Origin of the sequence: Rhizobium sp. J15 (assembly GCF_002531825.1) — a bacterium.
Lineage (GTDB): Bacteria > Pseudomonadota > Alphaproteobacteria > Rhizobiales > Rhizobiaceae > Rhizobium.
This window is the reverse complement of record NZ_NWSX01000020.1, coordinates 44,525-66,559: the sequence shown is the minus strand read 5'-3', so window position 1 is coordinate 66,559 and position 22,035 is coordinate 44,525. Positions and strand designations below refer to the sequence as shown.

The window sequence follows — 22,035 nt, the reverse complement described above, 5'->3', positions numbered from 1 at the left end:
TCCACATCCAACGAGGCTCCGATGTTCGATCTGATCGTCAGAAACGCAAATCTCCCCGATGGCCGAACCGGCGTCGATATCGGTATCGACGGCGGCAGGATCGTTGCCGTCGAGCGCATTCTGCAGGCGCAGGCGGCAGAGGAAATCGACGCAACTGGCAGGCTGGTGAGCCCGCCTTTCGTCGATCCGCATTTCCATATGGACGCCACCCTGTCGCTCGGCCTGCCGCGCATGAACGTCTCCGGCACATTGCTCGAAGGCATCGCGCTCTGGGGGGGGCTGCGCCCCATCGTGACGAGGGAAGAACTGGTCGATCGCGCGCTGCGCTATTGCGATCTGGCGGTGACGCAGGGCCTGCTCTTCATCCGCAGCCATGTCGATACCAGCGATCCCAGACTGGTGACCGTCGAGGCGATGATCGAGGTCCGCGAAAGGGTCGCGCCCTATATCGATCTGCAACTGGTCGCCTTTCCCCAGGACGGCTATTACCGCTCGCCGGGGGCGATCGACGCGCTCAACCGGGCGCTCGACATGGGTGTCGATATCGTCGGCGGCATTCCCCACTTCGAGCGGACGATGGATGACGGCACGGCGTCGGTCGAGGCGCTCTGCCGCATCGCCGCCGATCGCGGCCTGCCGGTCGACATGCATTGCGACGAAACCGACGATCCGCTCTCGCGCCATATCGAGACGCTGGCCGCGCAAACCATCCGCTTCGGCCTGCAGGGACGTGTCGCCGGCTCGCATCTGACCTCGATGCATTCGATGGACAATTATTATGTTTCCAAGCTCATCCCGCTGATGGCGGAGGCAGAGATCAACGTGATCCCCAATCCGCTGATCAACATCATGCTGCAGGGCCGGCACGATACCTATCCGAAACGCCGCGGCATGACCCGGGTGCGCGAGCTGATGGATGCGGGGCTGAATGTCTCCTTCGGGCACGATTGCGTCATGGATCCCTGGTATTCGATGGGATCCGGCGACATGCTGGAGGTCGGCCACATGGCGATCCATGTCGCGCAGATGGCCGGCATCGACGACAAGAAAAGGATCTTCGACGCGCTGACCGTCAATTCGGCGAAGACGATGGGGCTTGCAGGCTATGGCCTGGAGAAAGGATGCAATGCGGACCTCGTCATCCTCCAGGCGAGCGATACGCTGGAAGCGCTGCGGCTGAAGCCGAACCGGCTGGCGGTGATCCGCCGCGGCAAGGTCGTCGCCCGCTCGGCGCCGCGCATCGGCGAGCTCTTCCTGGACGGGCGTCCGGCACGGATCGACGGCGGCTTGGACTACATACCGCGCTATTGAGAGGTGGCGGCAACGACGCGTATAACTATTCCGTCGCCCGGCGAGCGGTGATGATCCACGCCTGCGAGTCGAATAACACACCCTCCGGAGTCATATGCGCCTCCAGTAGATCGCGCAGCCGCTGCAACGGCCTGTCGGGCTGTTCGTTCGTGCGCGCGAGCGCGTCCGTCACAAGATAGAGGCCGGCAAGCGCATTGCACGCGGCATCGACGTCCGGTCCGTAGAAGACCGGCTCCCGGACGTCGATAAAGTCGATCGAGGTAAAGCCTGCCGCGCTCAGAAGCGCGGTAGCGACACGGGGATCGCCGAGCGAAAACGCATCGGGACTTCCCTTGGAAACCACAGTTGGAGCCGCCAAGGCCTGCCGGATGGCGCGGGACCACTCGTTGCGCTCCGCGCTTTGCCACACCATCCACACCAGCCGCCCGCCGGGGCGTATCGCCCGGCCGATATTGGCAAAGGCCGCTGCCGGATCGGCAAAAAACATCACGCCGAACCGGCTGATGCAGAGGTCGAAACTGGCTGTCGGGAACGGATGGAATTGCGCATCGCCCTGTTCGAACGTCACATTCCGCAGACCCTCCACGGTGCTCCGCTGCCTTGCGACCGCGAGCATCTCCGCGGACGTATCCACGCCGACCGCTTCTCCCTGCCTCGCGGCGCGGGCGGCCTCGCGCGTCGTCTGGCCCGCACCGCAGCCGATGTCGAGCACCCGGTCGGCCGCGCCGACATCGGCAACATCCCGAAGGCGCCGATTGTGCCGCGCCAATTCTGCATCGTAAAAATCAGCGCGATCCAATGCCATACACTCGTCCTCCCTGGCGTCTGCCGAAAACAGATTGCATATCAGGATCAGTTGTGCAAGGTTAAACCAGTTTCAATATGCAATCGGAAATGATGTCATGAAAACGGTCAGCCCGTCTCCCGTCGCCGACAGGATTGTCGAACTCAACGGAGCGCAGCTCCAGACTCAGGCAATCGGCGATCCGGCCAACCCGCCCGTGCTGCTGATCATGGGCGTGATGTCCTCGATGCTGTGGTGGCCGGAACGGTTCTGCGAGGAACTCGCCGCCCAAGGCCGCTACGTCATCCGCTACGACCAGCGCGACACCGGCCTTTCCACGCACTATCCGCCAGGCAAGCCCGGCTATTCGTTCAGTGGTCTCTGCGATGACGCCATCGCCATTCTCGACGCCTATGGCATCGAGACCGCGCATCTCGTCGGCATGTCGATGGGCGGTTTCGTGGCGCAGGAAGCCGCATTGCGCCATCCCCGACGGGTGCGGACGCTCACCCTGATCAGCTCGTCGCCGGTCGGGGTTGACGGGCTGCCTTCCTGCACCGCAGCTTACAAGGCACACTCCGCGGCTGCCGAAAGCATCGACTGGTCCGATCTTGAAGCCATTGCCGATTTCCTGCGCCGCGATTCAGCCATGCTTGCCGGCACCGCGCATCCGCACGACGCCGAGGCGGTGCGTACCCTGATCGCGCGCGACATGAACCGCGCACCGTCCTTTGTCAGTGCGACGAACCATTTCATGCTGTCGAGCGACGACAAGGGCGTCACGCTGCACGCGTCCCGCATAGAGGCGCCGGTTCTCGCAATCCATGGCACGTCGGACCCGCTATTCCCTATCGAGCACGCGGAGGCCGTCACGCGTGTCGTTCCGAATGCAAAGCTGCACCGGATTACCGGCGGAGGACACGAAATTCACGATCGGGACATCGATGAGATGGTGCGCGTGCTTGCAGACCATGCGTCCTGAAAGGTTCGGTCAGCGGCAAGCCAACGCAGGCGCCATGCATGCGGGCATCTGGATACCGGCATGCATGAGCAGCATCAGGCGATCTTCTGGCGGGCCGGCAGCTTCCAGCCGGGCCGGATGAAATGGCAGGTATAGCCGTTCGGGATGCGCTCCAGATAATCCTGGTGCTCGGGTTCGGCCTCCCAGAAATCGCTGACAGGCACGACTTCGGTGACGACCTTGCCGGGCCAGAGGCCCGATGCGTCGACATCGGCGATCGTTTCCGTGGCGACGCGCTCCTGTTCGGGGCTGGTGTAGAAGATCGCCGAGCGATAGCTCGTGCCGACATCATTGCCCTGGCGGTTGCGCGTGGTCGGGTCGTGGATCTGGAAGAAGAATTCGAGGATGTCCCGATAGCTGATCCGGGCCGGGTCGAAGATGATCTCGATCGCCTCGGCATGGGTTCCGTGATTGCGGTAGGTGGCGTTCGGCACATCGCCGCCGGTATAGCCGACGCGGGTCGAAATCACGCCCTTGTATCGGCGGATGAGGTCCTGCATGCCCCAGAAGCAGCCACCGGCGAGCACTGCACGTTCTTCGGTCATTGGATGTCTCCTTATTTGCCGAGAGATAGTGTCTCCCGCTGCCGATTTCCATACGGTGCGATAAGCGCAGCCTCGCAATCACCGCCAATTGAAGATGACGCTGAGGTCTATGGTCCTGCCGGTTCGAAACAATCAGGCTTTGATACGGAAGCCTTCCCTAAGCCAGGGATGCAGCACCTTGCTGGCGGCGAGGATATCGCCGCGGCCGTCGACCTCGGCGCCGGAAAACCGGGTGACGATGCCGCCCGCCTCTTCGACCATCAGCGCCGATGCGCCGAAATCATGGATCGACAGCCCATCCTCGAAGAAACCGTCCAGCCGGCCGCAGGCGACATAGGCGATCGACAAAGCCGCCGAACCAAGGCGGCGCACACCTGCCGTATTCGTCATCAGGCGTTTGATCGCTTCGAAATAGGTCTCTTCCGAGACCGCCTTGACCTGCCCGGGGATCGGCAGACCGGCGCCGATCAGCACGTTCTCGATGTCGCCGACATCGGCGCAGCGGATGCGCTCGCCATTGAGATAGGCACCGCCGCCGCGTTCGGCGCTGAACAGCTCGTCCTGCATGGCGTCGTAGACGACGCCGGTCACCAGCCTGCCGCCTTCGGCGATCGCGATCGTCATGCCGAAATGCGGAACGCCCCAGGCGTAGTTGGTGGTGCCGTCGATCGGATCGATGTAGATAACCGGCGTGTCCGGCCCGGCCGTGCGGTTGCCGACGGCCTCTTCGCCCTGGATGGCGTAATCAGGAAAGGCTTTCGTCATTTCCTCGACGATGATCCGCTCGACGGCGACATCGATCTCGGTCTGGTAATCGCGCGGCGCCTTGGCGAGCATCTCCCCGGAGGTCCGCCGCCGCAGGGAGGCCCGGGCCGTTTCGCCCGCCTTCAGCACCGTTTCGGCAAGAACGATGAGGCGGAATGACGCGTTCGGGGAAAGACGCGCTGATATCGGAGAAGATGTCATTGGGGAAATCCGGATGCTGCGGATATGACGGAATGAATCGTGCGGAGAGCCACTCCCTTCGCAGAGGCCGATGATGGTTTTATGAAGCCGCCCGCCCCGATCTTATATCAGGCGCTCGCTCGAGGCGTCAAAGAGGTGGATCTGGGCCGGATCGACCGAAAGTCCGATCATCTCTCCCGGTTTGACCTCGCGCCGCGTCTCGACGATCGTCAGTTCCGGCTGGGTCGCCGCGACGATGAAGGTCGAGGAGCCCGTCGATTCGACAAAGGCGATCGGCACGTCGAAACCGCCCTGGCCGGGCGCGACCACTTCGATATGTTCCGGCCGGATGCCCGCGACGAGTTTGCGCCCGGGTTCGACGGCGCGTGCCAGCGCAAGCTTCTGCTTCACCGCGCCGAAATCCAGGATCAGGCTCCCTCCATCTTCGGCAGCGACGGCGGGAATGAAATTCATCGCCGGCGAACCGATGAAGCCGGCGACGAAGCGATTTGCCGGCCGGTCGTAGAGATCGAGCGGCGCGCCCTGCTGCTCGATAATGCCGTCGCGCATCACCACCACATGGTCGGCCATCGTCATAGCTTCCACCTGGTCGTGGGTGACGTAGACGAAAGTCGCGTTCAGCCGGTCGTGCAGCGCCCGGATTTCCTTGCGCATGTGGACGCGGAGTGCCGCATCGAGGTTGGAGAGCGGCTCGTCGAACAGGAAGGCCTTGGGATGGCGGATGATGGCGCGGCTCATGGCGACGCGCTGGCGCTGGCCGCCGGAAAGCTCGCGCGGATAGCGCTTCAGGAGATGCGAAAGACCTGTCGTCGCCGCCACGTCCTCGGCCGCCTTCTTGGCTTCCGCCTTGGCGACGCCGCGGATGCGCAGGCTGTAGGTCAGGTTCTCCTCGACCGTCATATGCGGATAGAGCGCATAGGATTGGAAGACCATGGCGACGTCGCGCTTGCGCGGCGGTACGCCGTTCATCAGTTCGCCGGCGATCCTGAGATCGCCGGTCGAGATGCTTTCCAGGCCGGCGAGCGAGCGCAGCAGCGTGGACTTGCCGCAGCCCGAGGGACCGACGAGCGCGACGAAGGTGCCTTTGGCGATCGAAAGGTCGATGTTTTTCAGGGCGTGGAAGGCGCCGTAATATTTGTTGACGCCCCTGAGCTCGATCTGTGTGGTCATTTGAGGGCTCCAGAGGTGAGGCCGGATACGATGCGGCGCTGCAAGAGAACGAAGATGGCGAGGATCGGCGTCACATACATCGTGGCGTAGGCCATGATGTTGTTCCACTCGTTGGTGTTCGGCCCCATGAAGGAGTTGAGGCCGACGCTTGCCGGCTGAAGGTCGACCGCCTGGATCATCGACTTCGAATAGACGAATTCGCCGAAGGCCTGCATGAAGATCAGGATGGCGCTGACGAGGATGCCGTTGCGGGCAAGCGGCAGCACGATGTTGAAGAAGGCGCCGACGCGCGAATTGCCGTCGACGAGGGCCGCCTCCTCCAGTTCCTGGGGCACGCTCATGAAGGTGGCGCGCACCAGGATGACGAAGAAAGGCATGCTCTTGGCCGCGACCGCGATGATGACGGCCAGCCGTGGCGTGGACAGCATGCCGATCTGCGAGAAGCCGACGAAGATCGGCGTGATCATCAGCGAGGCCGGCAGGACCTGCAACATCAGGATCAGGAAGAGGCCGATATCCACCCAGACATTGCGGTATCTGGCCAGCACATAGGCGCAGCCGACGCCGAGCACGGTGATCAGCGCCATGGCGCCGAGAGCGATGACCAGCGAATTCCAGAGGTAGCGGCCCATGTCGCGGCTTTCCCAGACATAGGCATAGGTGCCCCATTGGGGTGCTGTCGGCCAGAAGCTCGGCGGCGTGGCGAACATCTCCGAGCCGCTTTTCAGCGCGGTGATGTACATCCAATAGAGCGGGAAGAGATAGATCGCCGCCATGACGATCGATATTGCCAGCATCAGCCGGTCGCGATTGGTAGTCGTCATCCGCGCACCTCGTGACGTGTGGACCGGACATAGACGACGGAGGCGAACATCACGAAGACGATCATGATAACGGAGATCGTCGCGCCCTTGGCGAAATCATATTGCCGGAAGGAAAGGTCCCAGGCCCAATATTGCGTGACGTTCGACGAATTGTTCGGCCCGCCCGAGGTGATCGCGGCGAAAAGGTCGAATTGCTGCAGGGTAAAGATCAGGCCGAGCGCGATGATGGCGCCGATCGTCGAGCGCATCATCGGCAGCGTGATCGTCCAGAAGCGCTGCCAGACATTGGCGCCATCGAGTTCGGCCGCTTCGTAGAGATCGGCTGGGATGCCGGCAAGGCCGACGGACAGCAGGATCATGTTGAACGAGGTGCCGAGCCAGATATTGGCGATGATCACGGCATAGAGCGAATAATGCGGATCCGAGCGCCAGAAGATATTGCCGGAGATGATGCCGCTTTCCCTGAGGATGAAGTTCAGCACGCCGAAATCGCCCGAGAGAATCCAGTTCCAGATGGCGCCGACGACGAGGCCGGGCATCACCCAGGAGACCAGGAAGAGGCCACGCATCCACGAGGCGCCGGGAAAATTGACCCAGAAGAACAGCGCCAGCCCGAAGCCGATCAGGAACTGGCCGGCGATGGAGCCGGTGACGAAGATGACGGTATTGTAGAGGATCGGCAGCGTTTCCGGCTGCGCGAAGAGGTCGGTATAATTCTTGAAGCCGACGAAGGGACGCGAGAAGGTTCCGAGGCTGAACATGTCGACCTCCTGGAAACTCATCACGACGTTGTAGATGAGCGGCAGACCCGCCATCAGGAACAGAAAGCCGAGCGGGAAAGCGACGAGCACGATATCGAAACCGCGGCCGTCCCTGACGCTCATCAGGATCCTCTTCATGCGTCCTCCGATGCTCCGATCGGGGCCGCCTGGCGCTTGATGCGGGAAGACGGCCCCTGCCGGGAGGAAATGGTTGATGGCTTCGCCATCGGTGGGTAGTCACCTTCTCCCCAGCGGGGGTCCGAAGGACGGGTCGAGACACGCGGCTCGACCCAGGTACGGATGCCGACCGGGGAGAGGGAGCTAGCCGCGCCCCCGGCCCTGCGCTTACGCTTCGGGCGTTCGTCGCTGCAATCGATTCACTGGATCGATTGCTTCGGCTGCGCCGAACCGCTCCTCACCCAAGTACAGCCTTGATCTTGTCAGCGGCCTGGTCGAGCGCGTCCTTCGGGCTCATCTGGCCGGTCAGCGCCGCCTGGATGGCGTCCTGGATCGCCTTGGAGATCTTCGGCCATTGCGGATGGGGGCCGCGCGGCTTGGCGTATTTCAGCTGTTCGAGGAAGACCTTGAGGGCGGCGTCCTTCAGCGGCTGGCCGCTTTCGGGGATCGAGATGTCGGAACGGGCCGGAAGCTGGCCGAAGTTCTTGAACATCTTGTCGTCCTGCGAGGCGAAATATTCGAGTGCCTTGAAGGCTTCGGCCGGATGTTTGCTGCTGGCGAAGATCGCCCAGTTGAAATCGCCCATGGCCGACGAGCGCTCAGCCCCTTCCTTGGGAACCGGGAGCAGCGTGACGCCCCAGTCGAACTTCGCTTCCTGCACCATGCGGTCAAGCTCCCACGGACCCGAGATCGCCATTGCCGCGTTGCCGGAGTTGAAGGTGCCGGTCGAATCCCACTGGCCGCGGGTCAGCGTGTCTGGAGAAGCGAGCTTCTCGTCCATGATCGTCTTCCAGATCCCGAGCGCCTTCACCGCGCCGTCGGCATTGATGTGCTCGTAGCTGCCGCCGCCCATCTGGGCCCAGGGAAGGAACTGGAAGGTGCCCTCCTCATTGGCCTTGGCCGAGAAGGCGAGACCGTAGATGTTTTTGGCGGGGTCGGTCAGCTTGCGCGCATCCTCGACCAACTCGTCCCAGGTCTGCGGCGGCTTGTTCGGATCGAGGCCCTTCGCCTTGAACATGTCCTTGTTGTAGTAGAGCGCGATCGTGTTCGTCGCCTTCGGCACGCCGTAATATTTGCCGTCCCACTCGACCGATTTCAGCGGCCCGGGGAAATAATTCTCCGGCTTGATGACGGTCGATTTGGAGATCATGTCGGTGAGGTCGAGGAAGGCGCCGCGCGACGAGAACATCGCATGCTCGGGATTGTCGACGGCGATGATGTCGGGCGCCTGGCCGGTGGCATAGGCGCGCATCGCCTCGGTGACGACGTCATCGAACTGGATCAGCCGGTATTCGATCTTGATGCCGTTGTTCTGGGCGTTGAACTCCTTGACGAGGTTCGGCGCCGGCTGGGTGTCCTTATCAAGCGACCAGAGCGTCAGCGTGACGTCCTCGGCCTTGGCCGAAAGGCCGAAGAGCGAGACACCTGCAAGCGCCAGAGCGCCGAGAATTGCATATTTGCGGATAGCCATGGTTCTCCTCCTTTTTGGTTATCCCCGTTGCCGGCAATTCCTCCTGCCGGCCACGATACCGTCAGACCGGATCGACGACGAATTCGCCGCCCCGGGCATGCTTGAGATGGTTCAATGCATAGACCTGGCCGGTCATTTCGAGTTCGTCGCGATAGACCGGGTCGTGCCAGCCTTCGATGTCGATCGAGCCGGACCAGCCGGCAAGCCGCAGTTCGGAAATGATGTCGGTCCAGTTGCTGTCGCCGAAGCCCGGCGTGCGCATGAAGACGAACTTCTCCTTGCCGAAGATGCCGTGCTCCTTGATGACTTCCCAACGGATGGTCGCGTCCTTGCCGTGGACATGGAAGATTTTGTGCGCCCATTTGCGGATCTGCGGCATGGGATCGATCAGATAGACCATCTGATGGCAGGGCTCCCACTCCAGCCCGATATGATCATCCGGCGTCTCGTTGAAGATCAGCTCCCAGGCGTCGGGATTATGGGCGATGTTCCAGTCGCCGCTTGCCCAGTTGCCGTCCATGGCGCAATTTTCGAAGGCGATCCTGATGCCTTTGTCGGCGGCGCGCTTGGCGAGTTCGCTCCAGATCTGCTTGTAGCGCGCAAGGCTGTCGGTCAGCGGCTTGCCGCGGACGCGGCCGGTGAAACCGGCGACGCAGGTCGCGCCGAAATGATGGGCATTGTCGATGCAGTCTCTCCAGCCCTGCAGGGTCTCGAGGTCGATCGCCGTCTCCTCAAGCGGATTGCCGAACATGCCGAGCGTCGAGATGGTGATGTCGCGGTCGCCGATCGCATCGAGGCAGCGCTTGCCGAGTTCGGCAAGGTCCTGCCCCTTGGTCGTCTGCCAGAAAAAGGGTTCGAAGCTTTCGAAGCCCAAGTCGGCAATCTGGCCGATGCGCTGGGCGGCATCGCCCTTGTTGCCGCTGACCATGGTGCCGATGCGAATTGATTTTGCGGGATTGCTCACGTCACGTCTTCCCATGCTGAAATTTCGATGCGCCGGCCCGTCTTTGCGCTTTCGATCGCGCCGAAGACCATGGCGAGGCTTCTGATATTGTCGGAATTGACGGTCTCGGGCTGCTTGCCGCTGCGGATCGCCGCAATGAAATCGGCGATGACGCTGGCATGGCCGTGGGTTTCCTCTTCGTGCTCCGGACCGGGAACGTTTACGGAAGCAGATCCTCTGAGAAGGCCGGGCTCTTCGCCGGCGACGGCTGCCTTGAAATTCTCGTCACCATCCCAGGTCAGCATTCCCTTCGAGCCGACGAGACGCCACTGGCTTTCCCAGCTGGTGCGCTCGCCTTCGGCGCACCAGGAGCCGCGATAGGTAAAGACGATATCGTCGGAAAATTCGAAGATGGCATTTGCCGAAGCGCCGTGCCGATACCAGGAACCCTTCGGATTGCGCTCGACGCAATAGACGGCGAGCGGCTTCCTGTTCGCGACGAAGCGGGCCGCATCGAAAGTATGGATCGCCATGTCGAGAAGAAGCACATTGTCCATCTCCTCGCGGAAGCCGCCGAAATGCGGCGCGAGGAAGAAGTCGCAGTGAATGCCGGTGAGTTCGCCGATCGCGCCGCTGTCGACGAAACGGCGCAGGCGCCGGATACCCGATATGAAGCGGCGGTTCTGGATGACGGCGTGGATGCGGCCGGTTTCTGCGGCGAGATCGATCAGCGCGGCACCTTCGGCGAGCGAGGCCGCCATCGGCTTTTCGCTGAGCACGTGGCACCCTGCCCTCAGCGCCGTCGAAACGACGTCGTATCGGGCGGTCGGAATGACGATATCGAAGACGAGATCGGCCTTCGTCGTAGCGATGACTTCGGAAAGCTCGGAGCCGATGACGGCGCCGTCCAGACCGAACTCGGCGGCGAGCTTTTCCGCTGTCTCCCGGTTCAGGTCGACGAGGCCGACGATGGCGATGGAATCGGCGAGCTCAGGATTGGACGCGATGGCGCGCAACCAACCTTTGGACATAGCTCCGCACCCGCACAGAATGGCACTGAATTTCACGATTTCCTCCGATGGAAACGCGCCAACTCTCCTCGTGACACGCATCCCGTAAACGTTTACGACTGTAGGCGAAAACATTTTATACTGTCAATAGAGGCCAATCGCGAAAATGCGAACCGGAGGAAAGCGCTCAGCAATGAGAGGGATTCGTCAGCTCGCCGAACATCTGGAGATCTCGATCGGCACGGTCTCCCGGGCGCTGAACGGCAAGCCCGATGTCAACGAGGAAACGCGGCGGCGCGTGCTGGCGGCGGCCGAGGAGCTCGGCTACGTCGCCAACCAGTCGGGCCGGAGCCTCCGGCAGGGAGAGACGAAGGTCATCGGCCTGATGATCGAATCGAGCCAGGAGGCGGTCGAAAATGCCGACAACTTCTTCCTCGGCGTCACCAGCGGCCTGCAGCATGTCTTTGCCCGCCACAAGCTGGATCTGCTCATGCTGCCCTGCCCGAGCGACGAGGACCCGTGCGAATATCTGAAGCGCATGGTGGCGCGGCGTGTCGTCGATGCGATGATCATCTCCAACACGCAACGCATCGATCGCCGTATCGATCTACTCTCGCGGGCAAGGATCCCCTTCGTTGCCGTCGGCCGCAGTCTTTCGGCCGGCAATTTCCCCTGGATCGATCTCGACTTCGAAGGTGTTGCCGAACGCGCCGTCGAACGGCTGGCCTCACGCGGCCATCGGCGGATTGCGATCACTGCGCCGTCGAGCGAGGTCAACCTCGGCTACGTCTTTGTCGAGAGTTATCGCCAGGCCCTGGAACGGCGCGGCATCTCCTTCGATCCGTCGCTCGTCATCCGCGTCAAGTCGAGCGAGCAGGGCGGCTATCAGGCGGCGCATGAGCTGCTGCTGCTCGAAGATCGGCCGACGGCGGTGATCCTGATCTACGAACTGATGGCGATCGGCCTTTACCGCCGCCTGATGGAATCCGGCATCGTGCCCGGCCGCGACCTCGCGGTGATCGGCTTTCGCGATGCGCCGCGCGCACGTTTCCTGCAGCCCTCGCTCAGTTGTTTCCGCATGTCGCTCTACGATCTCGGCATCGCGCTCGGCGAAATGCTTCTCGCTGACATGCCGGCCTATCGCGAGCTCTATCCGGATAGCGGCCGCAACATCATCTGGCCGCTGGAACTGGTGGCGGGGGAAAGCGATGCATTTGAGATCAAGGCGATGGTTTGAGGACTGAGATTATCGATGTGCGCGCTTGGCAGAGGTCAGGATGGTAGTAAACTTTCCTACTAACGGGCCGAGGAGACGCGACATGCCGAACGTTGAGAAGGTAAGCGTGGTGGTTACCCACGCGGTCGTTGGGCCGAAACCTTAAACGCGGCCACTCGAGGCCGATAAGCAAACACTTTTTATTTTTGATCACATCTATAGAATTTGTGCTCTTATCTCGGCGCGCGATTTCTTTCACCGATAGCATCGTCAGAATTGGAGGCGTCGATGAACAGCGTGCTGAGGCAAACAGATCAGATTCGGCCGGTGGCGGCTCGTATCGACAGCGACGAGGAGGCGATCGCGACCGCCCGAAGGCTGGCCGCGCAATTTGCCGCGGGCGCCGCCGAACGTGATGCCGACCGGATCTTGCCTTTCGGCGAACTTGATCTTCTCGCCCAATCGGGTCTGCTGGCGATCACCGTGCCCGCGCAATTCGGCGGGCTCGATGTTTCCAACGCCGTGCTTGCCGAAATCACGGCGATCCTTTCCGAGGCGGACGGTTCGATCGGTCAGATTCCGCAGAACCATTTCTATATCCTCGAAGCCTTGAGGACGGACGGCAGTGAAGAGCAGCAGCGCTATTTCTTCGGCCGGGTGCTCGCCGGCGATCGTTTCGGCAATGCGCTTTCCGAGCGCGGCACCAAAACCGTCGGGCATTACAACACACGCATCACCCGCGACGGCCCCGGTTACCGGATCACCGGCCGTAAATTCTATTCGACCGGCGTGCTCTTCGCCGACTGGATCACCGTCTTCGCGCTCGATGACGAGGACCGGCTGACTATGGCCTTTGTGCCGAAGGGCACCGAAGGCGTCGAGATCGTCGACGACTGGGACGGCTTCGGCCAGCGCACGACCGGCAGCGGGACGACGATCCTCGACAACGTCTATGTCAGCGCCGATTCCGTGGTCTTTCATCACAGAGGTTTCGAGCGGCCGACGACGATCGGCTCCGTCGGCCAGATCATCCATGCCGGCGTCGATCTCGGCATTGCGCGCGCGGCCTTTGCCGAAACGCTCGAATTCGTCAGGACAAAATCGCGTCCCTGGATGGATAGCGGCCTCGACCGCGCCTCCGACGACCCGCTGACCATCGCCAAGGTCGGCCAGATTGCCATCCGGCTCGAAGCCGCGACTGCTCTCGTCGAGCGCGCCGGCCACAAGGTCGATGCCGCACAGGTCGAGACGACCGAGCAGAAGGTGGTGGAGGCGACGCTTGCCGTTGCCGCCGCCAAGGTGCTGACGACAGAAGTAGCGCTCGAGGCTTCGAATACGCTCTTCGAGCTTGCCGGGACGTCGTCGGTACAAACAGGCCTCAATCTCGACCGCCACTGGCGCAATGCCCGCACCCACACGCTGCATGATCCGGTGCGCTGGAAATATCACGTCGTCGGCAACTACCATCTGAACGGCGTCACGCCCCCGAAGAATGGTGCGCTCTGAAGTTTTCGTCTCATTCCAAATGAAAATCCCACCGCGGGTGCCGACGGTGGGGTTTCTGCTTTCAGGCCATGCTTGCCTCAGCTGTAGAGGCTGACTTCCGGAATCCTGTCGTTCAGCACAAACTCGCCGACTTCCTTGGCCTTGTAGAAGACTGGATCGTGCAGCGTATGGGTGCGGACGTTGCGCCAGAACCGGTCGAACCGGTATTTGTCGGCCGTCGAGCGCGCTCCGGTCAGCTCGAAGACACGCGAGGTGATGTCGAGCGAGACATGGGTGGCGTGGACCTTGGCGGCATAGGCCTCCGCTGCCGCTTCGCCACGCTCGCGCGCCGTCACGTTTCGGCCCCGGACAAGACCCGCCTGCACGGCGGCGGCGGCGCTATCGGCCAGAGCCGCCGAAGCCTTCAGCGCGGCGGTGAATTCGCCGACGCGTTCGAGGATGTAGGGATCGTCGGCCGCCCGCTCGACGCCCGAGGTGATCCACGGCCGGGTGGTGGTGCGGACATAATCCACCGCCGCCTTCAGCGCGCCTTCGGCGGTGCCGAGATAGAAGTTGACGAAGACCAGCTGAATGAAAGGCGTGTTGAAGGTCGACAGCACCGGCGGCGCTCCGTCAGGAGCGGTCGGTTCACCGACGAAATCCTCCTCGTAGACCGGGAAATCACGGAACTCGACGCTGCCGCTGTCGGAGAGGCGCTGGCCGATATTGTCCCAGTCGTCATTGGCGACATAGCCCGGGCGGTTGGTCGGCACGGCGAAGCCGACGATCTTGTCGTCGAGCGCCGCATTGGCATTGATATAGTCGGAAACCCGCGCCGCCGTGGAGAAGGATTTGCGCCCGTTCAAGACATAGCCGTTGCCGCGGCGGGTGAGCACCAGGCCGGGGTCGCGGGGATTGACGGCCGCACCCCAATAGAGGTTCTTCGCCACCGTCTCGCTGCCCAGCGCATGGGCGCGCGCCGCATCGAGAGCCCAATAGATGTACTGGCTGTTGACATAGTGATAGCCGAGCAACTGGCCGATCGAACTCTCGCCCCGGGCGAGGATGCGCACCAGCCTGAGCCCGTCGACCCAGTCGAGGCCGCCGCCACCAATCTCGGTGGGATGCAGCGCGTTGAGCAGGCCGGCATTCTTCAGTTTGACGATCTCGGCAAGCGGCGGGCGGCCTTCGCGGTCGAGTTCGGCGGCGCGCCGCGACAGATCGGCGGAAATCTCCTCGGCACGGGCGAAAAGGTCTTCCCGTGTGGGGTTGCGGCTGGTCGCGAAGACGACATTGGATTGGCTCATGGGCTGGTCTCCAATTCTGAAAACAACATGATCCGGCGGGAGCCTACGCTTCCGCCGGAAGGGTCGAAGTGCGCAGCCTCAAAACAGCTTGTCCGGGATCCAACTGGCGGTCGCCGCATCACTCGTGCTGAAGGCCGGGATTTTCTGCGCCAGATCCTCGATCGTTTTGACCCCGGCGGCACGCAGGCTTTCCTGGGTCAGAAGCGTCGGCTTCACGGTGATTTGGCGGGGAATCGTCTGGCCGGCGATTTCGAGAGCGGCGGCGCGGATCGAGACGGCGCCGACGACAGCCGGATTGGTCGCGACGGTCGCCACCCAGGGGCTGCCCTCCTCGGTGATTTCCTGGATATCGGCCGTCGAAACGTCGGCCGAATAGATCTTGAGCTTCTTTGATATGCCGAGGTCGCTGGCGGCGAGTTTCACGCCGCGGGCGAATTCGTCATAGGGGGCGAACACCACCGAAATATCGGGATTGGCGGTGAGCGCGGCTTTCGCCTGGTCGGCGGTCGAGGTCGCCGTCGTGTCGCTGACATTGCCGAAGCGGGCTTTTTCGACCACGCCTTTATTGTCGGATTTGAACTTTTCCCAGACTTCGTTGCGGCGGTCGAGCGGTGCAAAGCCGGCGACATAGACATATCCGGCCTTGAAGTCCTTGCCGTTGTCCTTCACCGCCTGCTCGAGAGCGAGCGACGCCAGCTTGTGATCGCTCTGCTCGACCTGCGGAATCTTCGGGTTGTTCAGGTTGACGTCGAAGGCCACGACCTTGATGCCTTTATCGAGCGCCTGCTGCACGACGTCGCCGAGCGATTCCGGCAGGCCGTGATCGATGACGATTCCGGAGACGCCGAGATTGATCGCCTGCAGGATCTGTTCGCGCTGCTCGGCGGCATCCTGCCGGCCGGGGAAGACGCGCAGGTCGATGTCCAGCGCCTTGGCCTGGGCCTCGGCGCCTGCCTGGTAGGCCTGGAAGAAATCACCGGCGGAGATATAGCTGATCAGCGCCACCTTGACCCCACCCTTGTCGAAGGGGGCCGGAGCACCGGACAGGCCTTCGGCCTGCGCGCCCTGAATGAAAATGAACGGAATGACGGCAGCGGAGAGTGCGAGCCGTGCGAGGGATTTCATCGTCGCGTTCCTTCTGACAATTGAAGGCGTCGTCTGACAGGTTCAGCCCTCGCGACGCGTTGATTTATTAGATATAATATCTATGCTTTTAGTAGATTAAATGATCCGATTTTGCGGGCTGCGGGAGATTCTTTGTTTCGCTGGCGCAGTTCGCCAGGGAAATGCGTGCCTGGAATTCGACCGCCCGAACAAGGCACACTTCCGAAACAAATGCAGTCCCGGACCTCCCCGATGCCGCTCCTTCACGTTGACGACATGACCCGCAGCTTCGGCTCGACGCAGGCGCTTGCCGGCGCCCATCTTTCGATCGAGCGCGGTGAGATCGTGGCGCTGATGGGCGCGAACGGTGCGGGCAAATCGACGCTGGTGAAGATCCTGTCCGGTGTGCTTGCGGCCGATGGCGGCACCATCAATCTCGATGGCCGCCCCTTCGCGCCGCGCAGTCCGGCCGAAGCGGCAAGAGCCGGTGTCGTCACCGTGCATCAGTCGACGGATCTCGTCGGGGCGGCCGGGCTGACCGTTGCCGATGCCCTGCTTCTCAACCGCTTCGCCGATCGCAGCACGCCTTTCTTCGTCTCCCGCGCCGGCATTCGCCGCGCCGCGCAGGCGATGCTCGATGCCGCCGGCTTCAGCCTGCCGCTCGAGCGCGATTTCGGCGAACTCGCCAGCGCCGACCGGCAATTGGTCGCGATCGCTCGCGCCCTTGCCAACCGTGCCGATCTCCTCATTCTCGACGAGCCGACAGCGAGCCTTTCCGGAGAGGAGAGCCGCCGCCTTTTCGATATTCTGCTGCGGCTTCGCAAACGTGGTCTGGCGATCCTCTATATCTCGCATCGCACCGCCGATCTCGAAGCGATCGCCGACCGCGCGCTCGTCATGCGCGGCGGCCGCGTCGTCGGCACCTTCTCGCGGCCGATCGATTTTTCGAGCGCCATCGAGACGATGATCGGCCGCAAACTCGATGCGGCGCGGCCGGATGCGCGGCCCGCGGCCGGCCCGGCGATTTTCGAAATGCGCGATGTCAGCCTGCTTCAGGCAGGCGCGACCTTCGACCTGTCGCTGCATGAGGGCGAGGTGGTGGCGGTGACAGGTGCGCTCGGCGCCGGCAAGAGCCGGCTGCTTCAGGCGATCTTCGGCGTGACGGCGCTTAAGCGCGGCGCGATGTTTCTCGACGGCCGGCCGTACCGGCCGAGAAGCCCGGCCGAGGCGATTGCATCGGGCGTCGCCATGGCGGCTGAAGACCGGCACCGCTCCTCGCTGATGCCGCCGGCGTGGCCCGGCCATTCGCTGGCGGCGACGATCAGCCTGCCGCATCTTTCCAAATGGTATCCGCATGGTTTTCTTGCCGGCGGCCGTGAACGGCGCGAGGCCGAGCAGGCGATAAGCCGTCTCGGCATCAAGGCGGCAGGCCCGCTCGCCTCTGTCTGGTCGCTCTCCGGCGGCAATCAGCAGAAGGCGGTCATCGCCCGCTGGGAGGCGGAGCCGAGCCGGCTCCTGCTGCTCGACGAACCCTTCCAGGGCGTCGATGTCGGCGCCCGCCGCGACATCATCCGGGCCATCCGCGCCCGCACCGACCGGGCGACGCTGATCGCGACCTCCGATCCGGAGGAGGCCTATGAAGTGGCCGACCGCATTCTCGTCATCGACCGCCACGTGTTGAGACCCGCAGCCGTTCATCCCGAAATCCACGGAATTTCCGCATGACGACGATTGACGAAGAAACCCTGTCACAGCCCGGCGCTCTGCCACGGACCGGCCGAAACCGCCTCGCCGCTCTCGGTGCATTCCTGCGGGCAGGTGCGGTGTTCATCCTGCTTGCGCTGCTCGTCGTCGGTTTCACCATCGCCGAGCCCGCCTTCATCAACATCGCCAATCTGATGAGCATCCTGCAGGCGGTGTCGGTGGTCGCCATTCTCGGCGCCGGCGTCACCGTCACGCTTGCCGTCGGCGGCTTCGACCTGTCGATCGGCGCGGTCGCCGCCTCGAGCGTGATGGCGGCAAGCTACGCGATGATCGTCTGGGGTTTCGATGCCTATGCGACGGTGCCGCTGGTGCTCGCCTTCGGCGCCCTGGTCGGCCTCGTCAACGCCTTCCTCATCGTGCGCCTGAGGGTGCCCGATCTCTTGGCGACGCTGGCGATGATGTTTCTGCTGTCCGGGCTGCAATTGATCCCGACTGCCGGCCGGTCGATTTCATCAGGTCTCACTTTGCCCGACGGTTCGAAGGCGACCGGCGCCTACGATCCGGCCTTCCTGCTGATCGGCCGCTACAGCATCTTCGGCACTCTGCCGGTTTCCGTCGTGCTGATGGCGACGGTCGCCGTTCTGCTCTTCATTCTCACGGAACGCACCCGCATCGGTCGGCTGCTGTTTGCGACCGGCGGCAACGAGGCCGCCACCCGGCTCGCCGGGGCCTCGACCGTCAGGCTGAAGACGCTGGCCTATGTCATTTCAGGAGCGCTGGCCTCGCTCGGCGGCATCGTCATCGCCGCCCGCGTCGGGCGCGGCGATATCTCCTCCGGCGGCTCGCTGCTGATGGATTCGGTCGCCGCTGCGCTGATCGGTTTTGCAGTTCTCAACCTGCGGCGCCCGAACGTGCTCGGCACCGTTGCCGGTGCCGTCTTCGTCGGCGTGCTACTCAACGGCCTCACCATGCTGAACGCCCCCTACTACACCCAGGATTTCGTCAAGGGCGCCGTGCTCGTCGGGGCCTTGGCGCTGACCTACGGCCTCGGCCGCAGCAATCCCTAAATTCCAAGGAAGAAAGACATGACCCGCCAAATCAGGCTGAACGCCTTCGACATGAATTGCGTCGGACACCAGTCGCCGGGGCTTTGGCGCCATCCGCGCGACAAGTCCTGGACCTATAGGGATCTCGATTACTGGGTGCATCTGGCGAAGACGCTGGAGCGCGGCAAGTTCGACGGGTTGTTCATCGCCGATGTGCTCGGCGTTTACGATGTGCTGAACGGCAATGTCGATGCCGCCCTTCGCCATTCGGCGCAGGTGCCGGTCAACGATCCGCTGCAGCTCATTCCGACCATGGCTTACGCGACCGAGCATCTCGGCTTCGGTCTGACGGCATCGCTCTCCTTCGAGCACCCCTACACTTTCGCGCGCCGCATCTCGACGCTCGACCATCTGACCAAGGGGCGTGTCGGCTGGAACATCGTCACTTCCTATCTCAACAGCGGCGCGCTCAATATCGGCCAGCCCGCCCAGACCAGGCATGACGATCGCTACGATCTAGCCGAGGAATATCTGGAGGTCTGCTACAAGCTCTGGGAGGGCAGCTGGGAGGACGGCGCCGTCGTCCGCGACCGGGAAGCCGGCATCTTCACCCATCCAGACAAGGTCCATGCGATCCGCCATTCCGGCAAACACTTCACCGTGCCGGGCATTCACCTGAGCGAGCCTTCGCCGCAGCGAACCCCGGTGCTCTACCAGGCCGGCGCCTCCAGCCGCGGCAAGGATTTCGCCGGCGCCCATGCCGAATGCATCTTCGTCGCCTCGCCGTCGAAACCCGTGCTGAAACGCTATGTCGCCAATGTCCGCGAGGCGGCCGAGCGCGTCGGCCGCAACCCACGCGAAATCCTCGCCTTCAACCTGCAGACCGTCGTTCTCGGCGAGACTGACGCCGAGGCGCAGCGCAAGTTCAACGAATACCGCAAATATGCCTCCTTCGAGGGCGCGCTGACGCTGATCTCCGGCTGGACCGGCATCGATTTCGGCCAGTTCGGTCCGGACGAGGTTCTGCGCCACCGGCACACCAATGCGGTGCAATCGGCCGTCGAGACTTTCACGACGATCGACCCCACGAAGGAATGGACGGTGCGTGAGATGGCCGACTGGGTCGGTGTCGGCGGTTTCGGCCCCGTTTTCGTCGGCTCGCCGCAAACGGTCGCCGATCTGATGCAGGAATGGATCGAGGATACCGATGTCGACGGCTTCAACCTCGCCTATGCCGTGACGCCCGAGAGTTTCGAGGATGCCGTCGATCTGCTGGTGCCGGAGCTGCAGAAGCGCGGCGTTTATAAGAAAGAATATGCCAAGGGAACGCTGCGGGAAAAGCTCGGGGGAGCGGGGCCGCGGCTCGTCGCCCCGCATCCGGGTGCGGCTTATCGCAATCTTTTCGGCGAGCCCGCACGCATTGCCGCCAGCGGCTGAGCGAATAATGGCTGGGTGACAAAAAATGTCTCGCAGAGCCCGGCCATTTCGAATTTAACCTCTATGACTATTGGCGTTTCGCCCTGAATATGGGCGCTTGGATTTTGATCGATCAGGAGGGGCCATGACCATTCCAGAAATCTCGCGGCGCACGCTGATGAAGGGCACCGCCCTGCTGCTGGCCTCGACGGCTCTCGCCCGCCAGGCGCTGGCGCAGGCCGCGCCCGCCGGTGGCCGGCTGATCGTTGCGGCCGATTCGGAGCCGAAGAACCTCAATCCCGCCATCGTCGCCTCGAACGGCGTGTTTTTCATCGCCAGCAAGGTGATCGAACCGCTGGCCGAAGCCTCGTTCGACGGCAAGGATGGGCTTGCGCCGCGCCTCGCCACCTCCTGGGAGGGTTCGCCCGACGGCCTGTCCGTCACCTTCAAGCTGCGCGACGGCGTTACCTGGCACGACGGCAAGCCGTTCACCTCGGTCGATGTCGCCTTCTCCGCGCTCAACATCTGGAAGCCGCTGCAGAATCTCGGCCGGCTGGTCTTCGCCAATCTCGAAGCCGTCGATACGCCTGACGATTACACCGCCATTTTCCGCTTCTCCAAGCCGACGCCGTTCCAGCTGATCCGCAATGCCCTGCCCGTCGTGACCAGCGTCGTCGCCAAGCATATTTTCGATGGCAGCGATATCGCCGCCAATCCCGCCAACAACAAGCTCGTCGGCACCGGCCCGTTCACCTTCGCCGAATACACGCCCGGCGAATATTACCGGCTGGCGCGCAACGAGAATTACTGGGACAAGGACCAGCCGAAACTCGACGAGATCATCTACCGCGTGCTGCCCGACCGCGCATCGGCGGGTGCGGCGCTCGAAGCCGGCGAAATTCAGCTTGCCGCCTTCTCGGCGGTGCCGCTCGCCGATCTCGACCGCATTTCCAAGGTCGACGGCATCAAGGTGATCTCCAAGGGCTACGAGGCCTTGACCTACCAGCTCATCGTCGAGATCAATCACCGCCGCAAGGAATTGGCCGATCTCAGGGTCCGCCAGGCAATCGCACAGGCGATCGACAAGAAATTCGTGGTCGACACGATCTTCCTCGGTTACGCCGCCGCCTCGACCGGGCCGGTGCCGAAGAACGCGCCGGAATTCTATACCTCAGATGTCGCGACCTATGATTTCAACCCTGCCGCCGCCAACGATATTCTCGACAGGGCCGGATATAAACAAGGGCCGGACGGCAACCGCTTCAAGCTGAAGCTTCGCCCCGCGCCCTATTTCAACGAGACCCGGCAGTTCGGCGATTACCTCCGCCAGGCGCTCGCCGTGATCGGCATCGATGCGGAGATCGTCAATGCCGATGCGGCCGCGCATCAGAAGGCTGTCTATACCGACCACGATTTCGATCTCGCCGTCGGCCCGCCGGTCTTCCGCGGCGATCCGGCGATCTCCACCACCATTCTCGTCCAGTCAGGCACGCCTGATGGCGTGCCCTTCTCCAATCAGGGCGGCTATGTCAATCCGGAGCTCGACAAGATCATCCTGCAGGCTTCGGAGACCGTCGACACGGCGGCGCGTACCGATCTCTACCGCAAGTTCCAGCAGCTCGTCGTCGCCGATCTGCCGCTGATCAACGTCGTGGAATGGGGTTTCATCACCGTCGCGCGCGACACCGTGCTCAACGTCTCGAACAATCCGCGCTGGGTCGTCTCGAACTGGGGCGATACTGCGCTGCAATCGTGATAGGATCGGCGGCAATTC

19 protein-coding genes are annotated in these 22,035 nt (G+C 62.8%); 8 read left to right on the top strand and 11 right to left on the bottom strand.

Annotated features, from left to right (window positions below; all coding sequences use genetic code 11):
- The first annotated feature begins 21 nt into the window (after positions 1-21).
- On the top strand, positions 22-1,311 hold the full coding sequence (locus CO670_RS18430; RefSeq protein ID WP_097591571.1) for an amidohydrolase family protein: 1,290 nt from the start codon (positions 22-24) through the stop codon (positions 1,309-1,311).
- 25 nt (positions 1,312-1,336) lie between these two features.
- Here CO670_RS18430 and CO670_RS18425 read toward each other — a convergent pair whose 3' ends face one another.
- Positions 1,337-2,116, bottom strand: a complete 780-nt coding sequence (locus CO670_RS18425; protein WP_097591570.1) for a class I SAM-dependent methyltransferase — start codon at positions 2,114-2,116, stop codon at positions 1,337-1,339.
- Between the two features lie 97 nt (positions 2,117-2,213).
- Here CO670_RS18425 and CO670_RS18420 point away from each other — a divergent pair, with 97 nt between their 5' ends.
- Complete coding sequence (locus CO670_RS18420; RefSeq protein WP_097591569.1) at positions 2,214-3,077, top strand: alpha/beta hydrolase; 864 nt, start codon at positions 2,214-2,216, stop codon at positions 3,075-3,077.
- A gap of 74 nt (positions 3,078-3,151) precedes the next feature.
- Here the strand turns inward: CO670_RS18420 and msrA are convergent, their stop codons facing one another.
- The 8 genes from msrA to CO670_RS18380 all read right to left on the bottom strand — a co-directional run bounded on the left by msrA (position 3,152) and on the right by CO670_RS18380 (position 11,040).
- Positions 3,152-3,661: a peptide-methionine (S)-S-oxide reductase MsrA gene (gene msrA, locus CO670_RS18415; RefSeq protein ID WP_097591568.1), complete on the bottom strand. Its 510-nt coding sequence runs from the start codon at positions 3,659-3,661 to the stop codon at positions 3,152-3,154.
- A 132-nt stretch (positions 3,662-3,793) separates the two neighbouring features.
- On the bottom strand, positions 3,794-4,627 hold the full coding sequence (locus CO670_RS18410; protein ID WP_097591567.1) for an inositol monophosphatase family protein: 834 nt from the start codon (positions 4,625-4,627) through the stop codon (positions 3,794-3,796).
- Positions 4,628-4,729: 102 nt separating this feature from the next.
- Positions 4,730-5,797, bottom strand: a complete 1,068-nt coding sequence (locus CO670_RS18405) for an ABC transporter ATP-binding protein (protein ID WP_097591566.1) — start codon at positions 5,795-5,797, stop codon at positions 4,730-4,732.
- A complete protein-coding gene (locus CO670_RS18400) occupies positions 5,794-6,621 on the bottom strand; it encodes a carbohydrate ABC transporter permease (protein ID WP_097591565.1) in 828 nt (275 codons plus the stop codon). The genes CO670_RS18405 and CO670_RS18400 overlap by 4 nt, the downstream gene beginning before the upstream one ends.
- On the bottom strand, positions 6,618-7,520 hold the full coding sequence (locus CO670_RS18395) for a sugar ABC transporter permease (protein ID WP_003595640.1): 903 nt from the start codon (positions 7,518-7,520) through the stop codon (positions 6,618-6,620). The genes CO670_RS18400 and CO670_RS18395 overlap by 4 nt, the downstream gene beginning before the upstream one ends.
- Before the next feature lie 277 nt (positions 7,521-7,797).
- The gene (locus tag CO670_RS18390) at positions 7,798-9,030 is read right to left on the bottom strand and encodes a sugar ABC transporter substrate-binding protein (RefSeq protein WP_097591564.1); all 1,233 of its coding nucleotides are present in this window, start codon (positions 9,028-9,030) and stop codon (positions 7,798-7,800) included.
- A 61-nt stretch (positions 9,031-9,091) separates the two neighbouring features.
- Positions 9,092-9,994 (bottom strand): sugar phosphate isomerase/epimerase, encoded by a 903-nt coding sequence (locus tag CO670_RS18385; protein ID WP_088674807.1) that lies wholly within the window; start codon positions 9,992-9,994, stop codon positions 9,092-9,094.
- Complete coding sequence (locus CO670_RS18380) at positions 9,991-11,040, bottom strand: Gfo/Idh/MocA family oxidoreductase (RefSeq protein ID WP_097591563.1); 1,050 nt, start codon at positions 11,038-11,040, stop codon at positions 9,991-9,993. The genes CO670_RS18385 and CO670_RS18380 overlap by 4 nt, the downstream gene beginning before the upstream one ends.
- Before the next feature lie 136 nt (positions 11,041-11,176).
- Here CO670_RS18380 and CO670_RS18375 point away from each other — a divergent pair, with 136 nt between their 5' ends.
- Positions 11,177-12,220 (top strand): substrate-binding domain-containing protein, encoded by a 1,044-nt coding sequence (locus CO670_RS18375; protein ID WP_097591562.1) that lies wholly within the window; start codon positions 11,177-11,179, stop codon positions 12,218-12,220.
- Between the two features lie 267 nt (positions 12,221-12,487).
- Positions 12,488-13,705, top strand: coding sequence for an SfnB family sulfur acquisition oxidoreductase (locus tag CO670_RS18370; protein WP_097591561.1), 1,218 nt, complete (start codon positions 12,488-12,490; stop codon positions 13,703-13,705).
- A gap of 77 nt (positions 13,706-13,782) precedes the next feature.
- Here the strand turns inward: CO670_RS18370 and CO670_RS18365 are convergent, their stop codons facing one another.
- Both CO670_RS18365 and CO670_RS18360 read right to left on the bottom strand, forming a co-directional pair.
- A complete protein-coding gene (locus CO670_RS18365) occupies positions 13,783-14,991 on the bottom strand; it encodes an acyl-CoA dehydrogenase family protein (protein ID WP_097591560.1) in 1,209 nt (402 codons plus the stop codon).
- A 78-nt stretch (positions 14,992-15,069) separates the two neighbouring features.
- A complete protein-coding gene (locus tag CO670_RS18360) occupies positions 15,070-16,116 on the bottom strand; it encodes a substrate-binding domain-containing protein (protein WP_097591559.1) in 1,047 nt (348 codons plus the stop codon).
- 231 nt (positions 16,117-16,347) lie between these two features.
- Between CO670_RS18360 and CO670_RS18355 the strand changes: the two genes are divergently transcribed.
- From CO670_RS18355 to CO670_RS18340, 4 genes are all read left to right on the top strand, one after another.
- Positions 16,348-17,820 (top strand): sugar ABC transporter ATP-binding protein, encoded by a 1,473-nt coding sequence (locus tag CO670_RS18355; RefSeq protein ID WP_097591558.1) that lies wholly within the window; start codon positions 16,348-16,350, stop codon positions 17,818-17,820.
- On the top strand, positions 17,817-18,866 hold the full coding sequence (locus tag CO670_RS18350) for an ABC transporter permease (RefSeq protein ID WP_097591557.1): 1,050 nt from the start codon (positions 17,817-17,819) through the stop codon (positions 18,864-18,866). Before CO670_RS18355 ends, CO670_RS18350 begins: the two co-directional genes overlap by 4 nt.
- A gap of 18 nt (positions 18,867-18,884) precedes the next feature.
- Entirely contained in the window at positions 18,885-20,282 is a 1,398-nt protein-coding gene (locus CO670_RS18345) for an LLM class flavin-dependent oxidoreductase (RefSeq protein ID WP_097591556.1), read from the top strand.
- 124 nt (positions 20,283-20,406) lie between these two features.
- Positions 20,407-22,017, top strand: coding sequence for an ABC transporter substrate-binding protein (locus tag CO670_RS18340; protein ID WP_097591555.1), 1,611 nt, complete (start codon positions 20,407-20,409; stop codon positions 22,015-22,017).
- Positions 22,018-22,035 lie beyond the last annotated feature (18 nt).

Excerpts from the sequence above, each read along its gene's own strand:
- CO670_RS18430 (WP_097591571.1), top strand. The coding sequence starts at position 22 with ATGTTCGATCTGATCGTCAGAAACGCAAATCTCCCCGATGGCCGAACC.
- CO670_RS18425 (WP_097591570.1), bottom strand. The coding sequence starts at position 2,116 with ATGGCATTGGATCGCGCTGATTTTTACGATGCAGAATTGGCGCGGCAC.
- CO670_RS18420 (WP_097591569.1), top strand. The coding sequence starts at position 2,214 with ATGAAAACGGTCAGCCCGTCTCCCGTCGCCGACAGGATTGTCGAACTC.
- msrA (WP_097591568.1), bottom strand. The coding sequence starts at position 3,661 with ATGACCGAAGAACGTGCAGTGCTCGCCGGTGGCTGCTTCTGGGGCATG.
- CO670_RS18410 (WP_097591567.1), bottom strand. The coding sequence starts at position 4,627 with ATGACATCTTCTCCGATATCAGCGCGTCTTTCCCCGAACGCGTCATTC.
- CO670_RS18405 (WP_097591566.1), bottom strand. The coding sequence starts at position 5,797 with ATGACCACACAGATCGAGCTCAGGGGCGTCAACAAATATTACGGCGCC.
- CO670_RS18400 (WP_097591565.1), bottom strand. The coding sequence starts at position 6,621 with ATGACGACTACCAATCGCGACCGGCTGATGCTGGCAATATCGATCGTC.
- CO670_RS18395 (WP_003595640.1), bottom strand. The coding sequence starts at position 7,520 with ATGAAGAGGATCCTGATGAGCGTCAGGGACGGCCGCGGTTTCGATATC.
- CO670_RS18390 (WP_097591564.1), bottom strand. The coding sequence starts at position 9,030 with ATGGCTATCCGCAAATATGCAATTCTCGGCGCTCTGGCGCTTGCAGGT.
- CO670_RS18375 (WP_097591562.1), top strand. The coding sequence starts at position 11,177 with ATGAGAGGGATTCGTCAGCTCGCCGAACATCTGGAGATCTCGATCGGC.
- CO670_RS18370 (WP_097591561.1), top strand. The coding sequence starts at position 12,488 with ATGAACAGCGTGCTGAGGCAAACAGATCAGATTCGGCCGGTGGCGGCT.
- CO670_RS18365 (WP_097591560.1), bottom strand. The coding sequence starts at position 14,991 with ATGAGCCAATCCAATGTCGTCTTCGCGACCAGCCGCAACCCCACACGG.
- CO670_RS18360 (WP_097591559.1), bottom strand. The coding sequence starts at position 16,116 with ATGAAATCCCTCGCACGGCTCGCACTCTCCGCTGCCGTCATTCCGTTC.
- CO670_RS18355 (WP_097591558.1), top strand. The coding sequence starts at position 16,348 with ATGCCGCTCCTTCACGTTGACGACATGACCCGCAGCTTCGGCTCGACG.
- CO670_RS18350 (WP_097591557.1), top strand. The coding sequence starts at position 17,817 with ATGACGACGATTGACGAAGAAACCCTGTCACAGCCCGGCGCTCTGCCA.
- CO670_RS18345 (WP_097591556.1), top strand. The coding sequence starts at position 18,885 with ATGACCCGCCAAATCAGGCTGAACGCCTTCGACATGAATTGCGTCGGA.
- CO670_RS18340 (WP_097591555.1), top strand. The coding sequence starts at position 20,407 with ATGACCATTCCAGAAATCTCGCGGCGCACGCTGATGAAGGGCACCGCC.